Consider the following 21,583-nt stretch of genomic DNA (forward strand, 5'->3'; position numbering starts at 1 on the left):
ACACCGCTGGATACGCAGAATGTGACGGATATGGGATACATGTTCTCCGGCTGCTCCGGCCTGACAGGCCTGGATTTGACTCCGCTGAATACACAGAACGTGACGAATATGGGTGGAATGTTCTACTGTTGCTCTGGCCTGACGAGCTTGGATTTAACGCCGCTAAATACGCAGAACGTGACGGATATGAGTGAAATGTTCTGCGGCTGTTCCGGTCTTACAAATCTGAATTTGTCTCCGCTGGATACGTCAAATGTAACAAGAATGGATGATATGTTCGCAAATTGCTCAGGGCTAATCACATTAGATTTATCGTCATTAAATACATCAAAAGTAACAGACATGGAAAACTTATTTTTTTATTGCGAAAGCTTAACAGAACTAAACTTAAATTCTTTCAATACACAAAATGTTACTGATATGTCATACATGTTTGTATATTGTACAAATTTAAAAAACGTTGATTGCTCAAAAATGAATGCAGAAAATGTAACCAGTGCATATGATATTTTTTCTAATTGCACGAAACTCGAAACAGTATCGCTTCCGAACTTCTCACAAAAACTAACAGGTATATGCGGTCATGCGCAGAAACAGCCTATTGGCATACCATTTATTGATATCAACGGTATGTTTGAGAATTGTAGGAGTTTAACGAGTATAAATTCATCAAATATGGATATGTCGAACATAAGAGGTACAGAGTATATGTTTTACGATTGTCGTAAATTGAACAATATAGGGTTGGCTTTTTTAAAAAATACACAGAAAGTAAAAAATATGAGCTACATGTTTTCCGGCTGTTCAAGTCTGACGAGTTTGGATTTGACATCGCTGGATACATCAAATGTCACAGATATGAATCATATATTTTCCAACTGTTCCAGCCTTACAAGTCTGGATTTAACATCGTTTAATACTCAAAATGTCAAAGACATGAGTAATATGTTTGGTGGATTTACCGGTTGCAAAAAATTAACTAATCTCGACATTTCTTCGTTTAAAACACAAAATGTAGAAAATATGTACTTTATGTTTTCCGGTTGTTCAAGTCTGACGAGCCTGGATTTAACACCGCTGGATACGCAGAATGTGACGGATATGGGATACATGTTCTCCGGCTGCTCCGGCCTGACAGGCCTGGATTTGACTCCGCTGAATACACAGAACGTGATGAATATGAGTTGGATGTTCTCCGGCTGCTCTGGCTTGACGAGTCTGGATTTAACTCCGCTGGATACACAGAACGTGACGGATATGGGTTACATGTTCTCCGGCTGCTCTGGCTTGACGAGCCTGGATTTAACGCCATTAGATACGCAGAAGGTGACGAATATGAATTACATGTTCTACAACTGTTCCTCACTCACCAGCCTAACCACCGGCACCAACTTTAAATTCGTCGGCACGGGTTACTATCTCCACGGCACCTGGCAGAACACCGCCGGTGAGACCTTCACCTCCGGAAAGTTCCCATCCAACGTCGCCGACACCTACACAAAAATTTCAAATTAACACATCAAACAACAAAGGGCTGCCGCCACAAATGCTTTTGTGGCGGCAGCCCTTACCTTACCTGTCTCATCTCCTCATCTCTTTCTTTTCTTTCCTTTTTTTTCTTCTTACCTTTCTTCTTCCCCTCTTCCTTTTTTGTTCATTATTTGATAAATCGATGTTTATGTTTTGTTTTTTTATCCCTCCATCAACACGCCATCTTCTCCCTCAGCATCCCAATTCCGTCATGATAATCCTGTCTTACCCGGAAAACAGTTTTTCCGAGCTGCTTTGCAATAGTTGTAAACGGAAGACCGTCTACAACCTTCATCTTAATCACACAGCTGCTTTCCGGAGGGATTCCAGACAGGATGTCATCCACAATAAAATCATCCGTCAGGGACATGCTGGTGCCGACCTCTGCCAGCACTTCATAAGATACTTTCGTGTGGTCTACTTTAAGCTCTCTTTTGGCTATTTTATGACTAAGCCCGGTTGCTTCTGCGATATTCTCTACGGTCACTTCCTGGCCATTTGTTTCAATCTTTGTCTTTGCGCGTTCCACGGCAGTATGTAATGAAGCAAAATATTCTGAAGACTCGGAAGCCATGAATCGCACGTATTTACTGATTTCTTTCTTTATATAAGGTGTGCAGTGTGTCGTAAACGCTCCTTTGCTGGCATCATAACTTGTCATGGCATTCATCATACCAATTGCTCCGTGCTGGAACATATCAGGAGTTTCGTTATGGAATGTTGGATAGTATTTTTTGATTACATAATAAATATAGTCTCGGTACTTTTCAATCATCTTTTCATTTCCTGCTTTTCGGTCTTTTTTGTACACCTCGATGATGTCTGCGTCACTCATATAGTTCTGATATGTTTTATTTCCCATAAACATCTACACCTCTTTCTTAAAATGCAATCGTGTTTTTGTCCCAATACTTGTGTCAGGGGAGCGTAAGCTTCTCCCAGGGTTTACTTTTAGAAGGCGGTCTCCTCCTCTCGCCAAAGTAATATGCGTACTTTTTTATGTGTTTTTGTTTTTTTGCGGATTTTTTTTGAAAAATTTTTTTATTTTTTTTTCGGTCTATCATTTTATGTATGTCAATATTAATCAGTACAAAGAAAGGAGATACTAAATGATGAAAGAGTATCGCAGCAATGCATCGAGCAAGGCATTATTTGTTTTAGGAGGTATCCTGGTTTTTATCTGTACATTTATTTTTATGACAAACCTGATGAAAACACCTGTATATGGAAATTCCGTTCCTAGAGCGAGTCACTCATATTCTGCTTCTGCCGTGACAGAGTCGGAAAACTTAAGCGATACTTTGAAAGGAGGTAATATTAAATAAAATCACCAGCAGGAAACGCACGATAAGTGTGTTTCCTTTTTTTATGCTCTTCGGTAAGTAGATTTGCTATCAGTCACTGGCTCAGCGTTCTCTGCTGAGCTGTCAGAACTTCGTAAATATTCCAAAGATATACAATATTCCTAATATCATCAGTAAAACGCTTAAAGCTTTTATGATATTCAATACAACCCAGTATGTACGGTATCTTCCAAGCCATCCTCTGAATATCCACATGCCCATTTTGTCTGATTTCTTTAGGTTGCAGTTTCGGCATGCTGGCGCCAGGTTTTTTATATCATTGACGCTGCTGCATCCTTTCATGGACAACAGTATTCTTGCTATTGCGTTTTTTTGTGTTTTCGCGACGGGGATGATATGGTCTACAAATACATTCTTTTTTGATAGTCTCTTGTTGCAATATCTGCATCGGTATGGCCCGGATGTTCTTGAAAAAAATACCTGGCGATAATTGGAAGCACGTTCATATTCAACTCGGTAGCATTCATACCTCACGCCTGCCAGTTTCAACTTTTTGATTATTTTTTTGGGCTTATCTATATAATTGTTTACACAACAGTTTTTCTTATATTTTGTATTTTTTTTCTGCACCATTTTGCTTATTCGTTTTGGTGTATTTTCTTTTATGTATACTTTTAATACCCAATTTCCGCTCATCTTTTATCATCCCTGCTCTTCTGTAAATTGTTTCTAATTACAAAATGCAGAATTTAACAGATAAAATAACGATTGGCCGTCAAAAAATAGGCGTAAAAATAGCAGCTGCCTGCTTACAGCAGCCGCCATATATCTATCTATGAATTTATTTTTTGTTTTTCCTTACTATTATATTTTCGCTTCCAAACTGGATTCTGGCCTTCTGGAGTAGCTCATCGTTGATAGCAATGTCTCCGAGAAATTCCTGCCTTTTTGATGTTTTAGACGCGATTCTCAAATAGTCACCTATTCCAGGATTATTTTTCATGAAATTTTTTGCTGTGTGCCTGAGGTTATTCAGCGAAGCATCGTCTGTTCCAATCCAAAGCGTTGAAGATACATCTTTTAATGCATTGGCTGTCTGAAGGATTAGAGAGCTGTTTTCGCCAGTTCCTCTGACCTTTCCCTTGATAAATACAAGTCCGTCTTCTTTTAATTCTGACTGATATTTCTGAATTCCGTATTCAAACAGCAGTACATCGATATGTCCGGTTGTATCCTCAACATCCAAAATCATCATGATGTTTCCATTTCGGGTGATTTTCTTTTTGATGCCCGTAATGACTCCTCCAATATAAACTTCTTCATTTTCATTAATTAAAGAATCTTCTCTGGTAATATCAGCAATATCTACTGCACCATGCTTCTTCGTAATGTCAACGATACAGGAGGCCGGATGTTTTGTTACATACATTCCAGTGGACTCTTTTTCTTTTCTGCAAAGTTCGAGATATTCAAGTTCCGGAAGTTCTGGAAGGTCGTATACCCCCTTGTCTGTTTCAAGCCCGAAATCAAACAGAGTAAGTTGATTCTCGTCTTTTGATTTGTTTGCTTTCTTGATAGCGGCAACCATGCTTCCGATGCCTTCAATCAAAGTATGTCGTGTATATCCAAATGAATCCAGCGCACCTGATGCGGCTAGATTTTCAAAAACATCCTTATTCGCATCTGAATGTCTTTCGATGAAATCATATAATGATGTATATGGCTTAGCCGTTCTCTCTGCTGGAATGCTCTTTGCAATGCCGTCTCCAACTTTTTTAATTGCGAACAAGCCAAAACGGATACATTCTACGCCATTTTCGTCTGTTTCAATGGAGAAACCATACTGCGATTTCTGAACATCTGGTGGTAAAATCTTTGTCCCCGCCAGACGATAGGCATTAACATATTTCATCAACTTATCGGAGTTATCCATAACAGATGTTAAAAGACCCATTGCAAATTCAAGAGGGTAATTCGCTTTCAAGAAGGCCGTCTGCAAGCTGATTGCAGCATATGCTGCAGCGTGACTTTTATTGAAAGCGTACTTCGCAAAATCAACCATCTGGTCCCAGATTTTTGTCGCGACTGCTTTAGAGATTCCTCTTTTTGCACAGCCATCAATACCAAGTTTTTCATCACCACAAATAAAGTGTGGTCCCTCCTGGTCCATGATTTCCTGTTTCTTTTTTCCCATTGCCTTACGCACTACATCGGCACGGCCCATTGAGAATCCGGCCAGTTTTTGCACGATTAGCATGACCTGCTCCTGATAAACGATGATTCCATATGTAGATTCAAGAATTGATTTTAATTCTGGTGTATCATACACAATTCCTTTCGGATTATGTTTATTTCTGATATATTCCGGAATATAATCCATAGGACCTGGTCTATAAAGGGCAACTCCCGCGATGATATCCTCAAAACAGTCAGGCTGCAACTGCCTCATGAATTTTTTCATTCCATCAGATTCCAGCTGGAATACACCGTTTGTGTCTCCATCGGAAATCATTTTCAGTGCTTTTTTATCGTTTAGGATTTCTTTAGTCCAGAGTGGAATCTGTTTTCCTGTCCTTCTTTTGATTTCTCTTTGTGCCGCGTCAATGATTGTCAGGTTTCTCAGCATCAAGAGGTCTTTTTTCAGATTTCCGAGATGCTCGGCCTGGTTCATATCATATTCGCAAACAAGCAGCCCAGATTCAGAATCAACCCTGCATGGGAACAACTGTTCACATGGAATCGGTGTCGGGATATGTCCGCAGGCATGTGTTCCGGCGGATTTCTTTACACCTTCAAGCTTCAGTGCAATTTCCCATATTTTTTCAAGTCGTGGGTCGCTATGTACATATATCTGAAGCTCAGGATTCATTCCCCATTCTGTTTTTAAGTCATGGTTTTCATTGATAAATTTCGCCAGTTTATTACCAACTGCAACATGATTCTCAATTCCAGATACTTTTGCGCATCCTTTTAAAACATTTTTTGCCTGCATAGTACCAAAGGTTTCGATTTTGGCAAAACAGTCATGACCGTAATCATCGGCTTCTGCTGCTATAACGTCATCCTTTCTGAGGTATTCAAAGTCGGTGTCGATATCCGGCATTGATATTCTTTCTGGATTTAAAAAACGTTCAAACAGAAGGTCATACTGCAATGGGTCAAGGTCTGTAATTCTCAGGCAATAATTCATACAGCTTCCAACACCGGACCCTCTGCCAGGGCCGACAAGGATACCATTGTCTTTTGAATGCACAATTGTCTTTCTGATGTCAAGGAAGTATTGTGCAAACCCCATCTCCTTAACAATTCCAAGCTCGTAGTTTAATCTGTCTTTTGCAATTTCTCTTCTTACATGGCCTAAAGGATACCTTTCTTCAAAGCCTTTCCATGCTTCATCCTTCAGGTATGCGTAATAATCGTTATTATACTCTTCCGGGACATGCACTTTAGGCATTCGGTAATGTCCATATTCAAATTCAAAATTGCATTTTTTTACGACTTCTTGTGTATTGTAAATTGCTTCTGCGCAATAAGGGAAAAGTTCAAGCATCTCCTCTTTTGATTTCAAATAATAATCTCCGGAGTTAACCATTCGGTTATCCTCATTAATTTTCTTGTCCATCTGCATACAAAGTAGCCAGTTATGAGCCTCTTTGTCTTCTTTGTTAACGTAATGGCAGTCATTTGTGGCGATAAGTTTTACCCCACATTCTTTTGACAGCTTTAGTAGTTCAGTGATTACTGTTCTTTCATCAGGAATTCCATGGTCCTGGATTTCCAGGTAGTAATCCTCACCGAATACCTCTTTATATTCCATGATGATTCTTTTTGCCAGTTCAACGTCACCTTTTACGATGGCCTGCGGGACTGCTCCTGCAAGGCAGGCAGACATTACAACAAGACCTTCACTGTGCTCTTTAAGCAAATCGAAGTCAATACGTGGTTTGTAATAAAATCCTTCTGTATGGCTTCTCGTCAACAGGATGCAACCATTTTTATAACCAATTTCATTTTTAAATAAGATAATCAGATGGTTATAAGCCTTTCCTTCCAATCCTTTTTTTTCAAATCTGGTTTTTCCATATGGTGCAACATAAGCCTCAAAACCGCCGATAAATTTAATTCCTTCTTTCTTGCATTCGTCATATGCAGTTACCAATCCGGCCATTGTGCCATGGTCCGTGAAAGCCAATGCATTCATACCAAGTTCTTTGGCACGTGCTACGTAATCTTTTACGTTTCCAAGTCCATCAAGTAAACTATAGTCTGTATGGACATGAAGGTGAGAAAATCCTTCTTCGTTTATTAAATTCATAACATTGTCTCCTTTTCTTTGTATAAACTGTTGTTACGAATTTAATATGCTGGATTAAAAAAAATCCTGAAAATATGGTTTGTGGAAATCAGTAGACATTCACTAAGAATATGCAGCCAAAGTATTTTGAGGTAAACACTCGCTTGCCGGGCGGGCTGTATATTCAGGATGAACCTCTGTGACAACTATTTTAGTTGCGATTGTATGATAAAAAGATGGGTTTCTGGAGTCTCCACGATACGATTGTAAGGATTTGATTCCAGATGTAGATGTGGGAAATTGCCGTAAATAAAAATAAAACGCTATATATCACCTCTTATTTTCAATCTATTTGTTGTCATATTTTTATTACGGCTACCATCTTTTAGTAAAATCAGAACATGTGTTCTTGATTTATGGGTGTATAATATCATAGTTAAATAACAATAGACTGGACTAAGACAATAAAAAAGCGAAAATATGTTCGTTTTTTATTTTTTTATTAAACATATCTTTTTGCGATAAAATTCTGCATATTATTATCGACGGGCGGGAGAACCGAGGCTAACTTTGATACCTCGCCGTATCGGCTCGGTACCAATTTGCGCAGCAAATGTCAAGCGAAGCCGTAAGGCTGAGTGCAGAGATTGAAATTGATAACTCGCCAGCGAAGCTAGATTTGGTGTCGAGTTTCGGCTATGGATTAGTCAAAAACATTTGGCAAACCCCAAAAAATAAGTTAAAGGAGACAAAAAAATGAAAACGATAAAATATTGGCTATCATTCTTATCATTGATTCTGCTTATCATAATTCCATGTGGAGGCATCTACTATCTTACAACGCGTCCTGGCTTTAATCTAATCAGTTTCGTTTCTGATAATATGGTCGTTGTCTGTATTGTATGTGTTGTCTGGGTTGTCGCATTTAAAACATGCAACACATGGTATGAAAAATCAAAATACAACAAAAACGTTGACGCGTTCGGTATGACAAGCAGTTTTGACTATTTTAAGCTTTCTGACAAAGAACGAAAAGAATACGATAAACAGCGTAAAGAGGAAATGAACCGTGTTCTTCCCGATTCTACAATCCGAAAAGCAACGCATGCCGGCTCTAAAAATCCCGAGCGAGATATGGCTGCATTATCCGGTATGGATTGCGTTAAGGAAAAAATCGAGGAAATCGTTGCAAGAGCAAACTATGATAAGCAGCAGGGCAAAAAAGGGGAAGGCTTCAGCTCGCATTATGTTTTTTATGGCGCCCCTGGTACCGGCAAGACTACATTTGCCAGGATTTTAACAGGCTTTTTATATAAGAATAAAATCATCCAAAAAAATCAGTGCATAGAGGTTGATGGCAACCTTTTGAAAGCCTCCGCGCCAGGTGCAGGCGGTATGAAGGCTGAAATCTTAGTCAAATATGCTATGGGTGGAGTTTTATTTATTGATGAGGCTTATTCAATGGCTGAAGGGTATGGAAATGAGGCGGTTGACACTCTTATCAAACTCATGGAAGATATGCGTGGCAAGTTTGTTTTAATTCTTGCTGGATACACGGAGCCAATGGCTGAATTGCTCTCTTCCAACCCGGGGTTCCGTTCTCGTATTAAAGACTATCTGGAGTTTCCGGATTATACAGTTGATGAAGCGTCTGCGATTTTTAAATCAATGGCCAATGGTGCTGGATTAAAAGTCAGTAAAGAAGGAATGGAAAAATTCCGTGAACGATATAAAATTGAGCTTCATAAAGCAGACTTTGGTAATGCAAGAACAGTAAGAAATATTTTGGATGAGGCTATCAGTAAACATGCTTTAAGGCTTACGCGCGACCGTAAAGCTAAAACAAACCTATTAACATCAGCAGACATTAATGACGAGTCGAGAAAAATAATATAACTTAAATTGAGCAGGCCTACTTCTTGAGGCCTGCAATTTTTTTTTGTTTTTTTTGCAAATTTGTGTTACGTATTTTTATTTTTTCGGCATATTAAAATAGTAAGGATACAAATGCCAAAATAGCTCAGCTGGCAGAGCAGCTATCTCGTAAGTAGCAGGTCGCGGGTCCGAGTCCCGCTTTTGGCTTCTCTGTTCTGGTGATGTAGAGTTCTACTCAAAACAGAAGCAGGACAGTTTATATATAGTTACCTGCAGGTGACAGTAATATATTAACCATGGCCGTCTGTCGGAATACTGTACTTTCTGGCTAACGACTAACACTTTAAAGGCGCTTTCCGTATTTGCGGGGTGCCTTTTTTTACAAAATATTATTTTTGCGTTAAATTATTACAGATATTTTACATATTAATTATTGAAGACAAAAGACTACAGATTAAAGGAGGACACGATGGAACCATACAAGAAAAGAGGCATGCAGTTCTTAGTCATGCTTTTATTTGTATCAATCATCACAATATTCACTATGACATCCGCTCAGGCGGCTACAAAGAAAAATGGGTTTGTGACATCTGGCAGACAAACATATTATGTTAGAAACGGGACTAAGGTAAAGGGATGGCTGACTCTCAATGGTAAAAAGTATTATTTCAACACAAGAACAGGTGCGCAGATAAAAGGCTGGGCAAAGGATAATACTGGCAAAAAACGCTATTTTACAAGTAAATCAGGAGTAATGGTCACTGGATGGATAAAGAATTCAAAAGGCCAAAAACGATATTTTGACCCGTCAACAGGTTATATGAAAACAGGATGGATGACGATAAATGGCAAAAAGTATTACTTGTATAAGCCATCTGGCATCCTTGCTACTGGCTGGCTCAAGGACCATAAAGGAAATTATAGATATTTTACTAAGGGGAAAGGAGTCATGGCAACGGGCTGGATGCAGGACAGAAAGAAAAACAAGCGTTATTTCAGTACATCTGATGGAGTCATGTATATTGGTCTCAAAAGGGTTGGCAACCCATATTATTATTTTTACACCAAAACCGGAGTTATGGCTTCAGGGTGGATTACAGACACAAATGGAAATAAACGTTACTTTAACACGAATGGTCAGATGGTTATTGGTTCAAAAACCATAAATGGAAAGGTATATTCATTTAACAGTAACGGAATTCTCACTGTTAATACAGATACCGGTTCGCATACAGTAAACCCCTCATCATCTAAAACAATAAAAAATTATCTTCTTGGCGCATTGCAGCCTGTCGGAAAAGCCCTTTATGTATGGGGAGGAGGCTGGAATGATTCAACCAGAAAAGGCCTAAGCCCTCGTTGGCAGCAATGGTACAACAGCCAAGACAGTAGCTATGACTATAATGATTATCGTGATTTATCTGATGGGAACCGCGCAAAAGGGCTTGATTGTTCCGGGTTTGTTGGATGGGCCGCATACCAGGTTATGCAGCAGCGTTCCGGCGTCGGATATGGCTATACCGTAGTTGCAGCAGAAGTCGGGTCGTATTATCGTTCTCTTGGATGGGGGCAGGTTTTAGACCAAAGTGACCTTGCATCTAGCAATTGGACTTTAAAGCCTGGTGATGTGGGCTATAATAACGGACATACGTGGATAGTCATCGGACAGTGCTCTGATAAAAGCGTCGTGATAGTGCATTCCACTCCGCAGGCGGGATGTCAGATTTCTGGCACTAGCACGCCTGGAGGAAATTACGATAGCGAGGCCGTTGCTTTAGCCAGAAAATATATGTCAAGGTATTCCGGTTATACAAAATATAATTACCACACAACCAGCGGCAACTACATTAGGAATGGAAAGTATTTGAGATGGAACCGCTCCACTCTTGCTGACCCAAACGGATATATGAATAAAACAGCAAATCAGATTCTTGCAGACTTATTTAGGTAATCCTGATGGGTTTTGCCTCAACTTGGCATGTTAACTTATATACAAAAAAAATGACAATGCATTCTATAATGCATTGTCATTTTTTTTGTCCAGAAATCTTTTAAATCTCTCCCCGCATCTCCTTCTTTTCTTTTTCTTTTTGCATTTGTCTCACACACATCCATAAAAACCAATCGCCAAATAGTAGTAACGCAGTGATTATCATACACATGCTTTGAGTATACGTCTGCTGTATTTCTTCTGGATGGTCTGGGTTGTATTTTATAGATACTTTTTCACCTTCGGTTTTACCAATCCTGGTAAATTCTCTTCGCGTTGCCGTATACGTCTTTCCTGCGGCTTCATATTCGTATGTTATAGAATTTGTGTATGAAGTTCGATTCTTTGATGATGGGGACTTTGTTACATGACGCGTTACGTCAGAGATGACAGCATCTACAGCTTGAAAATCAGCGTATTTATTGTGATACTTAACATCCAGTGCAACTAAAACTACTGTTGCGAGTAAGGCTATTAGTAGAATCCAAGAGATGCTTTTTTTGGCTTCTGGGTTTATTTTTATTGCCTGCATATCTGTACTCCTTTTACTTTTTTTTATACAATTACAATATGCGAAATTTCACAAAAAAAATAAGCCCGAATAAATCGGGCTTAAGAAAAAAATGTAAAAACAATATGTATTAGACGTAAGCAGAAACCTTGCCATGATAATATACATATGCATGGTTGGCTAATACTTCTTCCGGTTTGACAATGCTATTACTGCTGTTGACACTTTTTATCATTTCTGAAAGTTCTTCTGGCGGCATAGCCTTATCTCCCGGTATGACTATGACCTCGCAGAGGCTTGATGGAATGATAAAGAAAAACCTTCCAAAAATATCTGAGAGTTCATCTAGTACTCCTTCGTAGAATATTGAGGCCCCTGACGTTTTCATGCTTGTGGTGAGAGCATACATTCCAGGTACACTTATCACATCACTGATTTTCTGAGCGTTGATATCAATAAGATTACTGCTAGGAAATCCAAAAAGCAGGCTTCTTGCATCGGTGATAGATAGTGGAAGTAGCTGCGGAGAAGAAATTTTTGCCTGCTGCATAACATCTTCTCTTGCTACTCCCCAGTCTTTCAGCATATGATAGTCAATCAGGGTACTTGCAATCCCATTATTGCTTACATTAACGCAGATTCGCGGGGTAATAGCCAGGTCATCAATCGTATCGTAAATTTTATCTTTTAGATACTCTTTGTGAAGCTCTGTATTGTACAGTGAAAGAATCAGTCTGTCTTTAACCCAGTCCCATGAATGTATTTTATCTGCGATATCATTCAGTTCTGCAGGAAGTTCGCTTTCCAAATCACTGATGATACTATCAACGACATCATCAAGGAGTGGAGGTTTGCCCTTTGAAAGCATTTCCATATAGTGGTTGTAGATAAACTCAATCTTGACAGATGCTGTAACCCTTAATTTAGAGCCTGCTTTTTTAACCTTTTTTCTTACCAGGCGATGCTCAGGGCCACGAGTTCCGCTCCAGGTCACAATTTCTGTGTCGTATCCTTTTTCTTTCAGAAGAGAAATGACGATGTTTTCGAATGTTTCGAGAGTAATATTTGTTTCTACCATTTTTTTATCTCCTTTCTTATTGAAAAAATATTGTTTCGTAATTAATATGTATGATTTCAGTGAAGACAAAACAAAGAGCCTCCTCCGATTTTTCGGCGGAGACTCAGGTACTTAAGTCACCTCGCTCTTTTTCTTTTCTTTTTCGTACATTTCTTTCAGTACTTTTCAGTACTTACCCCTATATTTCAACCACTATTTTCTACATACAATATGCCGAAATTTTTGTCATAAACAGCAATTTTTGCGCATTTTCTTTTTATATATTTTTCTGCATTTTATATGTGCAAATATTTTTAACAGGAAAGGAATTAAAAAAATGGTAGAAAAAATCAAAGCAGAAACAAGCGAAGAAAGAGAAGCAGCAGCAAAATACCTTCAGGAGGAGTTAAATTTTAGACTCAAGAGTCTTGAAGGAAAGCCTGATGCGCTGTGTCAGGCTTATCAGGTAGCTATCCGTGCTCTTCGTCCTGAATTTAAGCATTACGTTGTTACGATTGCGTCTTCAAAAATCCGCAATTCGCAAGCAAAAATCCAGGGAAACTGGCGGAATGTTTATGGTGATGTTATTTTTGACGAATTCCCGGCGCAGTCCATGGACGAGGCCAAAGAAACGTTTAAAAAAAGATATCCGTCTATGGTACTTGAGGATGTACAGATTATGGAGTATGTGCTTCCGATTTAACTTTTTCAGCTATTTAAGTCGTCCGTTTCTACGGACGGCTTTTTTTAATTGTTGTTTTTTTGCATATTAGATACGAAACATATTCTACAAAAACGAAAGGAGCAATTAACATGGAAAGATGTTTAACGCCAGAAGAGAAAAAAGAAAAAAAAGCCGCCATTAAATACTTGCGTGAGGAACTAAAAGAACGTTTGGAGTACCTGAACGGAGAGCCGGACAATCTTTGCAAGGCTTATCAGGCAATTATTGACTCAATGCAGCATCAGCTTGAAGTACGAGATATCATCAAAGAAACTCATGATTTTCTTGGTAATGAGAAAATTGGATTTGAGACGTTAATTCGTGCATTTAATTTCTTTTCTGACATGACACAAGAAGAAAAAGATGCAGTGATTGATGCGTATAAAAACAACGAATTTAATAATCATGGATGGTATTAACTTGCTAGCAAAGTCGTTACTGGACTTTGAACATCAGTCACAACTTGAGCCGTTCTTGCGGCTCTTTTTTGTTGTCTTGCTTTCCTGCATATTAGATATGAAAGATATTTTGCAAGCACGAAAGGAGAAATTAATATGGAAAAATGTTTAACACAGACAGAAAGACAGGAAAAGAAAACTGCCGTTAGATATCTTCGCGGAGAGTTAAAAGAACGCCTGGACTATCTGAACGGCGAGCCAGACAACCTCTGCAAGGCATATCAGGCAATCATTGAATCTATGCAGTGCCAGATTGGAGCGAAAGATGTAGTTAAGGAAACTCACAGTGTTCTTCGCGCCGAGCAAATCAGCTTTAAGGCCATGCTTCGGATATTTAATTTCTTTTCTGAATTAACTCCAGACGAAAGAAACATAGTGATTGAAGCCTCTGAAAATGGTGAATTTGATGGTGAATTTGATGGTGAATTTGATGGTACCGGATGGTAATGTATTCACTCTTTTTTTTGCTTTGTCGTTTTTCAGCATCTTAGATATAAAGGCCAGAATTCCTGACAGCAAAAAAAGAAAGAAACAACGGACACCCGTTGCTTCTTTCTTTTTTTTAGCGCTTAGTGCATTCTTGTATATTTATTGAAAATTTCGTCTTTAGCATTTTGTATCCGCCTGTTCTCATCATCACTAATGACCGCCGCATGCACTGCAGCCGCCACAGCCACTACAACCCAAAGCCACATACTGTACACCTCCTGCTTTCGCTATATTATATTTTTTTAAGTGTTCCTTTTCCTCCCCTTTTTGCTTTCGCCAGTTTAGAGAATGGAATCTGTTTTTTGTTCTTTAAGGTTAATATCAATTCAGCCGGCTGCTGCTCTTCTGCAGGCAGGTTGTCACCTTTCGCTGCCGCCGTTTCATCTACAGGCATTTCTTTCCCGCCTGCCGGCATTGCTTCCAGCATCATGTTTACACTTCCGGCATCATCTTTATTCTTTTCCTCGCTATTCTCTCTCGCCGGCGTCTCTTCGTCTCCAGCTTCAGCCACCTTCTTTACATCCTCCTGCCATACAAAGAACACATCACTCAGTTTTTCACCGTCCTTCATCGCGATACCGGCAACCGTTCCAGCACCTCGTTTCTTCTCCGGGATGTCTGCCGCAGCAAACCGCAAGAACCTTCCGGCTTCACTTACAAGCACGATTTCAGGCTCACTTTTCTCTACTTTCACAAAATTCGTGCATACCTCGCCGTCTTTCAGCTTGATGTATTTGGTATTTTTTGATTTTACGTTAAATTCAATACCAGGCAGTTTCTTTACGCCGCCCAAATTAGTTACCATAATATAATTATTGACAACCTTTTCGCATGCCATATCTTTCATCGCTTCAGCATACAGAATAAGGTCTGTCGTAGTATCCAGCGTTGAAACATTATCAACCGGAATACTCTTGTCCCTAAACTTGCCAAATGGAATCTTATTTGCTGGCACGGTATGCATGATTCCGTTTTCTGTAATGAACACAACCTTATCATCGCTCATCACCGGGATGACCCATTTGCTCTCAGAGTCTGCTGCTTCCTTGTTTTTTTCATAGACCGTATCACTCACAGCCCTGACATATCCAAATTTGTCCATCAGCACAACTTCTTTAAAAGCCTTCGGTGCTTCTTTTTTTATTACCGCTTTTGCGATATTTTTAATGCTTGTTTTTCTCGGCTGCCCATACTCCTTGATGATACGTTCTAAATCATCTTTGATTACTTTTTTCATATACTTTTTATCACTCAGGATTTTTGTATATTTTTCAATATTCTTTTTGGTCTTTTCATTTTCTTTTTTTAATGCTTCCAATTCCAGACCAATCAGACGTGAAAGACGCATATCCAGGATTGCGTCAGCCTGCATTTCTGTGAAATCAAAGGTCTTTGCAATCTTCTTGTCTTCCGCGATGCGGTATTTAACATTATCAACCTTACCTGTCATTAAGCATTCTTTTGCTTCTGCTTTTGTTTTGCTGCCCCTGATTGTCTCAATCACGGCATCCAAAACATCAATCGCTTTGATTAAACCTTCCTGCACTTCTGCTTTTTCTTTTTCTTTTGTAAGCATTGTTGTGTATTTTCGCTGGTTTACATCAAATAAGAAGTTGATGTGGTATTCCAATGCAGATTTTAAGGAAAGGGTTTCCGGGCGACCGTCAGCGATTGCGAGCATGTTGACACCAAAGGTGTCTTCCAGTTTCGTTTTGCTAAGCAGGATTGTCTTAATTTTTTCTGCGTCTTCTTCTGATACGTTTTTCTTTAAGTCCAGAACAATTTTAATGCCTTCTTTTGATGACTGGTTGGAAATATCCACGATGTCCGGAATCTGTTTTGAATCAACTAACAATGCCACATCATTTAAGAAGTTTGCAATGCCGGCTCCAATCATTGTGTATGGAATTTCTGTAATGACAAGACGGTTTGACTGCCTGTTCTTTTCATGCACCACCCTGCCCTGCACCCTGATTTTTCCGGTTCCGGTCTTGTAAATCTCCAAAAGGTCATCGCTGTTTGCGACAATACCGCCGGTCGGGAAATCCGGGCCTTTCACGAATTCCATCAATTCTTCGATGCTGGCGTCCGGTGAATCCATTAAATATTCTTCTGCCTTCAATACTTCCACCAGGTTATGAGACGGTGTTGAAGTGGTCATACCGACAGCGATACCTTCAGAACCGTTGATTAAGAAGTTTGGAATCTTTGCGGGCAGCACTTCCGGCTCTTTTTCTGTCTCGTCATAGTTCGGGACATAATCCACAACTTTTTTGTCCAGGTCAGCAAGGTAATTTTCCTGTGCAATCTTCTGCAGTCTTGCTTCCGTATATCGTGAAGCAGCGGCACCGTCACCCTCAATAGAGCCAAAATTACCATGACCGTCAACAAGCGGGATTTCACGCTTAAAATCCTGCGCCATCACTACCATTGCGTCATAAATGGATGAGTCTCCGTGCGGGTGGAATTTACCCATTGTATCACCGACGATACGAGCTGATTTTCTGTATGGCTTGTTGTAATCCAAGCCTAGTTCTGCACCCATATCATACAAGATACGGCGCTGTACCGGTTTAAGACCATCACGGATATCCGGAACTGCTCTTGCGATAATTACACTCATTGCATAGTCAATATATGACTGTTTCATAATATCTGAATATTCCTGCTTTATGATTTTCTCCTCAGCAGGTTCAAAAAGGCTTAACTGTCCGTCGTTTGAATCTTTTTTGCGCATATTTTTCTCCTTGACTTTAGTTTTCTTTCTTGTAATATGCCGAAAAAATTAAAACAGGACAAATTTTGCGAAAAAAAATAAAGAGATGCGTTTTGCATCTCTTTGTATGTGCTGTTAGCTATATTGATAACTCAGCCTTACGTCTTCGTTTGTCAAGCCTCGCAGAGGCTGAGTGTAGTGCATGAACTGGGATTCAGACCCGCGTGCAAAGTTAAAACCGGAACCTTTGACCCGCGGACAGTTTTTGGTCGGCCGGGGATTCCCCGTTCTCCGTTAAATCTTTATATTTCTTTTTTGTTTTTCACTTTTTTCGCCTCAATTACGACTTCTTCCTCTCCTCGTCTGCTGAAGAAAGCGAGAACATCTTTCTTGTTTGCAATTCCTTCCAAAACATATCCATCTCCAAAACGTCTGGAAAACCAGTCGGCTTTGCTTAAGTCTCTCGTCCAGGACATTCCATCAGGATTTCTTCCAGGCGTTACGCCACGGTAAATCGTAAATGTCTCCGGCAAGTCTTTATATACTTCGTATTCATAGTCATGCATCAGCGCTTGTTTGTCGGCGATTCTAAACCACTTTGCAGATAATGACACCGGCACGTTCACATCGCCATTCGGGTTCTCTTCTTCTGTCCAGAACTTTCCAAGTAACATGCTGAAATCTGGCAATGATAGACTTTCTTTTGCAAATTTAAGAAATGTCAGGTAATAAGAATTTCTTACAACGTACGCACATTTTATCAATTTGTCTATACTGTTAATTTTTTCTTCCATTTTACTTACTACTTCTTCTAATCCATCCGGTGTCATAATATCAACAATCTTTCCGTTTACACTTGAAAAACCCGTCTCAAATATCGGATGCTGTACAACAATCGGTGAAAGTTCGGTCTCTTCTACCGGCATATGAAGAAAATCTTTCAATATATTTTTAATTTCTGTTAGGTCAGTTTCTTTTTTCATCTATTTTCCCTTTTTGACGTTTTGCCATCCCGGATTGGCCTCAGTGAATCCCTCGGCAATTGATAACTCCCCGGTTTTGACGGAGTCGTTGCCAGAATAAATATGAATTACCGAGCATTTTCTTGGTTTTATCGTAAAATTGGTGGCTTGCTTTATTTTTTTTGTATTTTACCACACAAAACAGATATTCGCAATTTTTTTTGCAAAAGAAAATACCGGGATTTAAATCCCGGTATTGTAAAACATGATTATTTTTTTTCTTCTCCAAACACAGCCTTAAACTCCTCTTCCGTCAGCGCCCTGCTGCAGGTGTATACATACCTCGGCTTGGCAGGTTTAAGTTTGCCGTATGGCTTTTTCGGGTCTACCGGCTCGGCGCAGAAATAATTTTCTCCGCGGGAAAAGGCTTCTGCTGCCCATGTCGTCAGGTCAGTTCGGCGATACAATCTCGGTTTACCATTCTCTTCTGCTGAATAGATATTAACACAGTCCTTCCGGAAGCATTTTTTTAAGTCTTCTTTCGTCCGTACTTTTCTTTTTCCGGCCCGAAGTTCTAAGCCATCAAGGATATCCTGAATTCTTTTTGAGAATTGCTTAGTTTCGCTCATTTCTTCTCCTTTCTAGGCCATGTCAGCATCATTTCCGTTCTGGTCTACAAGACGGAAACCATCATGACAATATCCGGTTTCATCAGACAGCCAGTCGGAAATCTCATCCGGGTCTGTCATGCCTTCAGGAATAATCATCTCTGTTGGAAGTGATTCCAAAATTTCGCAGGCCTCATCGTCCATTTCATCAATGTCGTCATCAGTCACATCCCATTTAATATTCACAGCCTTAAGCATTTTTTTTCTCCTCTCTTTCTTTGCGGTAAGCTCTGAAATATCCGTCCAGTTCTTCTGCCGGCACAAATTCCATCGCTACGATAACGGTCAACCCTTTTTCAATACCTTCATCTGGCATAGTCCATTCTTCTGCGGCAATGACGGGTTCGCTGTCGTCATAAGAATCGCCGTCAAGCGGAATGATTTTGCCGTTTGTTACCTTAAAGCAGCCGAAAAACTCGCCATCAGTATTATTGCCGGTTGCCGGTGGAAGGTTTCGCTTTTCGTCATATCCACGATAAGAAACGTAATCAAAATTTTTACTGGAGATAATATCACCAATTGTAGGATAAGGTTTTGTGTATTTTTTTAACATTCCTTTTTCCTCCTTTCTTCAGCCAAATCAAACAGGCGTTCTCTCAGTTCCCTGACATCAAAGACCTTTTTATCAACAACAACCACAAGCTCTTTTTCAAACGGCTCTGCGAAGAACAATACCGGCTCGGCTTCGTCATATGTTTTATCGTCTGAAACGATTTTGCCGTTCTCAACTTTAAACCATCCTATGACGCTCCCGATTTTGTTTTCTGTTGCTTTTGGGATATCCTTCTCGACATCATACCCGCAATACACTACGACACTGTAGTCCTTCCCAGCAATCAGGTCTCCGATTGTCATCGGTGAATCAACCTTTGTATACATGTTTTTTTTACTCCTTTCTTGAAAGCCAAATTTGATTGCATATTTAATATGCAGATTTTTGCCGACGAAGAAAAAAGAGCAGTCAGTGGCTGCTCCAAAACAAATTAAATATGAAGAACCCACGATTGAAGTCACGGGCTTCTGATAAAAAAACAAAAACCTTTATTTGTAGGATTACGTTTTGCTCTTATCTGTTTCCTGCTTCATCTGCCCGATGCATTGCCGGCCGGCTTTAGTCTTACTCAGGCTCTCTGTCAGGACCCTTATCCTGGCAGTCCTACTGCGGTGCAGGCTTTAAAAGTGGACTTTCACCACGGCTCCCACGCTTCCCCGAGGTACCGTTGCTTCATTGTCTGGCTATTTCCGTTTCCGGAGTGTTTGTTTGCATGTGGCCGGTTTTATCCGTTGCTGGGTTAATAGTTACTTCTGAAATCTTCAGTTTACTGGATTACCTGGATTCCTTCCGCCTGTAGTAGTTCTACGCCTGCTCTGAATATATTCTGCTGTGCGTTGACATCACGGTCATGCAGTGTTCCGCATTTCGGGCAAATCCACTTCCGGACCGCCAGGTCCTTCACGTTTATATTTTTATGTCCGCAGCATCCGCATGTCTGGGAAGATGGGTACCATCTGCTGACCTTACGGAAATACTTTCCTGAACGTTCCATTTTATATTTCACCATGCCCAGGAACTGGGACCAGCCAACAGAGGCAATGGACTTTGCCAGGCATCGGTTCTTCATCATGTTTTTAACTGCCAGGTCTTCACAGATAAAAGCCGTGCAGCTATCAGTGATTGCCCTTGCCAGCTTGTGATGAAAATCCTTTCGCTGGTCCGCAGTCTTGCGCTGTTCCTTTGCAACCTTCAGACGTGCCTTCTCCCAGTTCTTGGAACCAGTATGTGTTTTCTTGTCGTACTGCTTTCTGGAAAGACTCTTCTGAAATCTGCGGAGCCGTCTGGCGTGTACCTGAATCCATCTTGGGTTTGGTACTGTGCTGGTTTCTTTAAGATTTCCGAAAACGCCGAAATATTTTAATCCAAGGTCCACTGAGATGATATCGTCTTTGTGAACGATAGTCTGAAATACTGGCTTGTCAATCACAGTCTCCATCCTGAGAGAAATACGGTATGTATTATTTAACCTCGTTACTGTTGCCGCCTTGATAGAAGTGCCATGCGGCTGGATATCTGCAAGAGTCTTACCTTTTGGTAGCACGAACCTTATATATCCAAGTCTTGGAAGTTTTATATATGGCAGTCCGTCAACCATCTTCAGCTCAATGTTGTTGTTTGTGTAGTTCGTCGTGAAACTGCTGCCGTTTGGTTTATTGTAAGATGCGTACTTTGGAAACCCGGCTTCGCCTTTGAAAAACCGCTTATATGAGTTATCAACATTCCGGCAGGCGTTTTCATAAACAAATTTATCCGATGTTTTCAGGAACTCGTTCTCTTTTTTCAGTTTCGGAAGGTAATCTTTCTGATACTGGCTGACCGTAAGTGTTTTCTTATATTGGGCATAGTATTCCTTGCGCTCATGTAAATAATTATTACGTACAAAACGGGCATTCCCAATCTGCTGGTTAATATCCGCTTGCTTTTCGCCAGGAATAAGCTCCAGGACTACACCGTAATTCCAGATGCATTTGCCATACGGCTCCAGGGCATTATTCTTCCGTTCAACGATATTGAAACCGCCTTTTCCGCCACTGAACTCAAAAGTACCGTCCGGCAGCTGTTTGACAGTGACTGGTGATTTTGATTCCGAAGGTTGTTTTTGTGTCTTATCAACAGTCTTTCTCTTGCAGACGGTGTTCTTATTTGTATTTGCCATGCTGATTACCTCCCTTCTGATTTGTTTTCTGTTATACATACAGTATGCCGGATTTTTTCCAAAATGTAAAATTTTTGCGAGAAAAATTTCGCATAAGTATGGAGCAGTTTTAAAAAGTCGTAAACGATATTTTTATGTATTTAAAAGAAAAACCGCCTAACTCACGACTGAAGTCACGAGAATGCGGCGGGTGAACTACTCGGCAATTAAATTACCGAGCATCTGATGTGCGGAGCCTGGGCCCCGTAGATTCAGGGTGGGTCCATACCACCACTACTGTTTTTTACGCAGCTA

20 protein-coding genes and 1 tRNA gene are annotated in these 21,583 nt (G+C 40.1%); 8 read left to right on the plus strand and 13 right to left on the minus strand.

Features of this window, described 5'->3' with window-relative positions:
• The coding region (locus LI091_RS16395; protein WP_265191367.1) for a BspA family leucine-rich repeat surface protein at positions 1-1,515 on the plus strand (1,515 nt) is incomplete at its 5' end.
• Between the two features lie 187 nt (positions 1,516-1,702).
• Here the strand turns inward: LI091_RS16395 and LI091_RS16400 are convergent.
• Complete coding sequence (locus tag LI091_RS16400; protein WP_195657106.1) at positions 1,703-2,392, minus strand: sigma-70 family RNA polymerase sigma factor; 690 nt, start codon at positions 2,390-2,392, stop codon at positions 1,703-1,705.
• Positions 2,393-2,639: 247 nt separating this feature from the next.
• Here LI091_RS16400 and LI091_RS16405 point away from each other — a divergent pair, with 247 nt between their 5' ends.
• The gene (locus tag LI091_RS16405) at positions 2,640-2,855 is read left to right on the plus strand and encodes a hypothetical protein (RefSeq protein WP_195657105.1); all 216 of its coding nucleotides are present in this window, start codon (positions 2,640-2,642) and stop codon (positions 2,853-2,855) included.
• Between the two features lie 102 nt (positions 2,856-2,957).
• Here the strand turns inward: LI091_RS16405 and LI091_RS16410 are convergent, their stop codons facing one another.
• Both LI091_RS16410 and dnaE read right to left on the minus strand, forming a co-directional pair.
• A complete protein-coding gene (locus tag LI091_RS16410; protein WP_265191368.1) occupies positions 2,958-3,530 on the minus strand; it encodes an HNH endonuclease in 573 nt (190 codons plus the stop codon).
• A 145-nt stretch (positions 3,531-3,675) separates the two neighbouring features.
• The gene (dnaE, locus tag LI091_RS16415; RefSeq protein WP_265191369.1) at positions 3,676-7,149 is read right to left on the minus strand and encodes a DNA polymerase III subunit alpha; all 3,474 of its coding nucleotides are present in this window, start codon (positions 7,147-7,149) and stop codon (positions 3,676-3,678) included.
• Positions 7,150-7,884: 735 nt separating this feature from the next.
• Between dnaE and LI091_RS16420 the strand changes: the two genes are divergently transcribed.
• The 3 genes from LI091_RS16420 (at position 7,885) to LI091_RS16430 (ending at position 10,954) form a co-directional block, all read left to right on the plus strand.
• Entirely contained in the window at positions 7,885-9,024 is a 1,140-nt protein-coding gene (locus LI091_RS16420) for an AAA family ATPase (RefSeq protein WP_195657102.1), read from the plus strand.
• A gap of 113 nt (positions 9,025-9,137) precedes the next feature.
• Positions 9,138-9,210: transfer RNA gene (locus LI091_RS16425), tRNA-Thr, on the plus strand.
• A 262-nt stretch (positions 9,211-9,472) separates the two neighbouring features.
• Positions 9,473-10,954, plus strand: a complete 1,482-nt coding sequence (locus LI091_RS16430; RefSeq protein WP_265191370.1) for an N-acetylmuramoyl-L-alanine amidase family protein — start codon at positions 9,473-9,475, stop codon at positions 10,952-10,954.
• A 100-nt stretch (positions 10,955-11,054) separates the two neighbouring features.
• Here LI091_RS16430 and LI091_RS16435 read toward each other — a convergent pair whose 3' ends face one another.
• Positions 11,055-11,525, minus strand: a complete 471-nt coding sequence (locus tag LI091_RS16435; protein ID WP_173734545.1) for a DUF3592 domain-containing protein — start codon at positions 11,523-11,525, stop codon at positions 11,055-11,057.
• Positions 11,526-11,634: 109 nt separating this feature from the next.
• Positions 11,635-12,582, minus strand: coding sequence for a DUF5688 family protein (locus tag LI091_RS16440; RefSeq protein WP_173734546.1), 948 nt, complete (start codon positions 12,580-12,582; stop codon positions 11,635-11,637).
• A gap of 316 nt (positions 12,583-12,898) precedes the next feature.
• Between LI091_RS16440 and LI091_RS16445 the strand changes: the two genes are divergently transcribed.
• The 3 genes from LI091_RS16445 (at position 12,899) to LI091_RS16455 (ending at position 14,190) form a co-directional block, all read left to right on the plus strand.
• Complete coding sequence (locus LI091_RS16445; RefSeq protein WP_173734547.1) at positions 12,899-13,264, plus strand: hypothetical protein; 366 nt, start codon at positions 12,899-12,901, stop codon at positions 13,262-13,264.
• 110 nt (positions 13,265-13,374) lie between these two features.
• A complete protein-coding gene (locus tag LI091_RS16450) occupies positions 13,375-13,704 on the plus strand; it encodes a hypothetical protein (protein ID WP_173734548.1) in 330 nt (109 codons plus the stop codon).
• 135 nt (positions 13,705-13,839) lie between these two features.
• The gene (locus LI091_RS16455; protein WP_173734549.1) at positions 13,840-14,190 is read left to right on the plus strand and encodes a hypothetical protein; all 351 of its coding nucleotides are present in this window, start codon (positions 13,840-13,842) and stop codon (positions 14,188-14,190) included.
• Between the two features lie 122 nt (positions 14,191-14,312).
• On the opposite strand, the gene LI091_RS16460 is transcribed toward LI091_RS16455, so the two are convergent.
• The 8 genes from LI091_RS16460 to LI091_RS16495 form a co-directional block, all read right to left on the minus strand.
• The gene (locus LI091_RS16460; RefSeq protein WP_265191371.1) at positions 14,313-14,438 is read right to left on the minus strand and encodes a hypothetical protein; all 126 of its coding nucleotides are present in this window, start codon (positions 14,436-14,438) and stop codon (positions 14,313-14,315) included.
• Positions 14,439-14,464: 26 nt separating this feature from the next.
• The gene (locus LI091_RS16465) at positions 14,465-16,969 is read right to left on the minus strand and encodes a DNA gyrase/topoisomerase IV subunit A (RefSeq protein WP_173734550.1); all 2,505 of its coding nucleotides are present in this window, start codon (positions 16,967-16,969) and stop codon (positions 14,465-14,467) included.
• A gap of 281 nt (positions 16,970-17,250) precedes the next feature.
• Positions 17,251-17,931, minus strand: a complete 681-nt coding sequence (locus LI091_RS16470; protein WP_173734551.1) for a hypothetical protein — start codon at positions 17,929-17,931, stop codon at positions 17,251-17,253.
• 248 nt (positions 17,932-18,179) lie between these two features.
• Positions 18,180-18,539, minus strand: a complete 360-nt coding sequence (locus LI091_RS16475) for a hypothetical protein (RefSeq protein ID WP_173734552.1) — start codon at positions 18,537-18,539, stop codon at positions 18,180-18,182.
• A gap of 12 nt (positions 18,540-18,551) precedes the next feature.
• The gene (locus tag LI091_RS16480; RefSeq protein WP_173734553.1) at positions 18,552-18,776 is read right to left on the minus strand and encodes a hypothetical protein; all 225 of its coding nucleotides are present in this window, start codon (positions 18,774-18,776) and stop codon (positions 18,552-18,554) included.
• Positions 18,769-19,131 carry a hypothetical protein gene (locus tag LI091_RS16485; RefSeq protein WP_173734554.1) on the minus strand — a complete coding sequence of 121 codons (363 nt, stop codon included), beginning with the start codon at positions 19,129-19,131 and terminating at the stop codon, positions 18,769-18,771. The genes LI091_RS16480 and LI091_RS16485 overlap by 8 nt, the downstream gene beginning before the upstream one ends.
• The gene (locus LI091_RS16490; RefSeq protein ID WP_173734555.1) at positions 19,125-19,457 is read right to left on the minus strand and encodes a hypothetical protein; all 333 of its coding nucleotides are present in this window, start codon (positions 19,455-19,457) and stop codon (positions 19,125-19,127) included. Before LI091_RS16490 ends, LI091_RS16485 begins: the two co-directional genes overlap by 7 nt.
• Before the next feature lie 440 nt (positions 19,458-19,897).
• Complete coding sequence (locus tag LI091_RS16495; RefSeq protein WP_173734556.1) at positions 19,898-21,289, minus strand: RNA-guided endonuclease TnpB family protein; 1,392 nt, start codon at positions 21,287-21,289, stop codon at positions 19,898-19,900.
• Positions 21,290-21,583: the final 294 nt, after the last annotated feature.

The sequence above is a fragment of the Blautia sp. MSK20_18 genome (genome assembly GCF_020553125.1).
Lineage (GTDB): Bacteria > Bacillota > Clostridia > Lachnospirales > Lachnospiraceae > Blautia_A > Blautia_A fusiformis.

Bases quoted from the DNA above. Each gene is read 5' to 3' on its own strand.
- LI091_RS16400 (WP_195657106.1), bottom strand. From the start codon at position 2,392: ATGGGAAATAAAACATATCAGAACTATATGAGTGACGCAGACATCATC.
- LI091_RS16405 (WP_195657105.1), top strand. From the start codon at position 2,640: ATGATGAAAGAGTATCGCAGCAATGCATCGAGCAAGGCATTATTTGTT.
- LI091_RS16410 (WP_265191368.1), bottom strand. From the start codon at position 3,530: ATGAGCGGAAATTGGGTATTAAAAGTATACATAAAAGAAAATACACCA.
- dnaE (WP_265191369.1), bottom strand. From the start codon at position 7,149: ATGAATTTAATAAACGAAGAAGGATTTTCTCACCTTCATGTCCATACA.
- LI091_RS16420 (WP_195657102.1), top strand. From the start codon at position 7,885: ATGAAAACGATAAAATATTGGCTATCATTCTTATCATTGATTCTGCTT.
- LI091_RS16430 (WP_265191370.1), top strand. From the start codon at position 9,473: ATGGAACCATACAAGAAAAGAGGCATGCAGTTCTTAGTCATGCTTTTA.
- LI091_RS16435 (WP_173734545.1), bottom strand. From the start codon at position 11,525: ATGCAGGCAATAAAAATAAACCCAGAAGCCAAAAAAAGCATCTCTTGG.
- LI091_RS16440 (WP_173734546.1), bottom strand. From the start codon at position 12,582: ATGGTAGAAACAAATATTACTCTCGAAACATTCGAAAACATCGTCATT.
- LI091_RS16445 (WP_173734547.1), top strand. From the start codon at position 12,899: ATGGTAGAAAAAATCAAAGCAGAAACAAGCGAAGAAAGAGAAGCAGCA.
- LI091_RS16450 (WP_173734548.1), top strand. From the start codon at position 13,375: ATGGAAAGATGTTTAACGCCAGAAGAGAAAAAAGAAAAAAAAGCCGCC.
- LI091_RS16455 (WP_173734549.1), top strand. From the start codon at position 13,840: ATGGAAAAATGTTTAACACAGACAGAAAGACAGGAAAAGAAAACTGCC.
- LI091_RS16460 (WP_265191371.1), bottom strand. From the start codon at position 14,438: ATGTGGCTTTGGGTTGTAGTGGCTGTGGCGGCTGCAGTGCATGCGGCG.
- LI091_RS16465 (WP_173734550.1), bottom strand. From the start codon at position 16,969: ATGCGCAAAAAAGATTCAAACGACGGACAGTTAAGCCTTTTTGAACCT.
- LI091_RS16470 (WP_173734551.1), bottom strand. From the start codon at position 17,931: ATGAAAAAAGAAACTGACCTAACAGAAATTAAAAATATATTGAAAGAT.
- LI091_RS16475 (WP_173734552.1), bottom strand. From the start codon at position 18,539: ATGAGCGAAACTAAGCAATTCTCAAAAAGAATTCAGGATATCCTTGAT.
- LI091_RS16480 (WP_173734553.1), bottom strand. From the start codon at position 18,776: ATGCTTAAGGCTGTGAATATTAAATGGGATGTGACTGATGACGACATT.
- LI091_RS16485 (WP_173734554.1), bottom strand. From the start codon at position 19,131: ATGTTAAAAAAATACACAAAACCTTATCCTACAATTGGTGATATTATC.
- LI091_RS16490 (WP_173734555.1), bottom strand. From the start codon at position 19,457: ATGTATACAAAGGTTGATTCACCGATGACAATCGGAGACCTGATTGCT.
- LI091_RS16495 (WP_173734556.1), bottom strand. From the start codon at position 21,289: ATGGCAAATACAAATAAGAACACCGTCTGCAAGAGAAAGACTGTTGAT.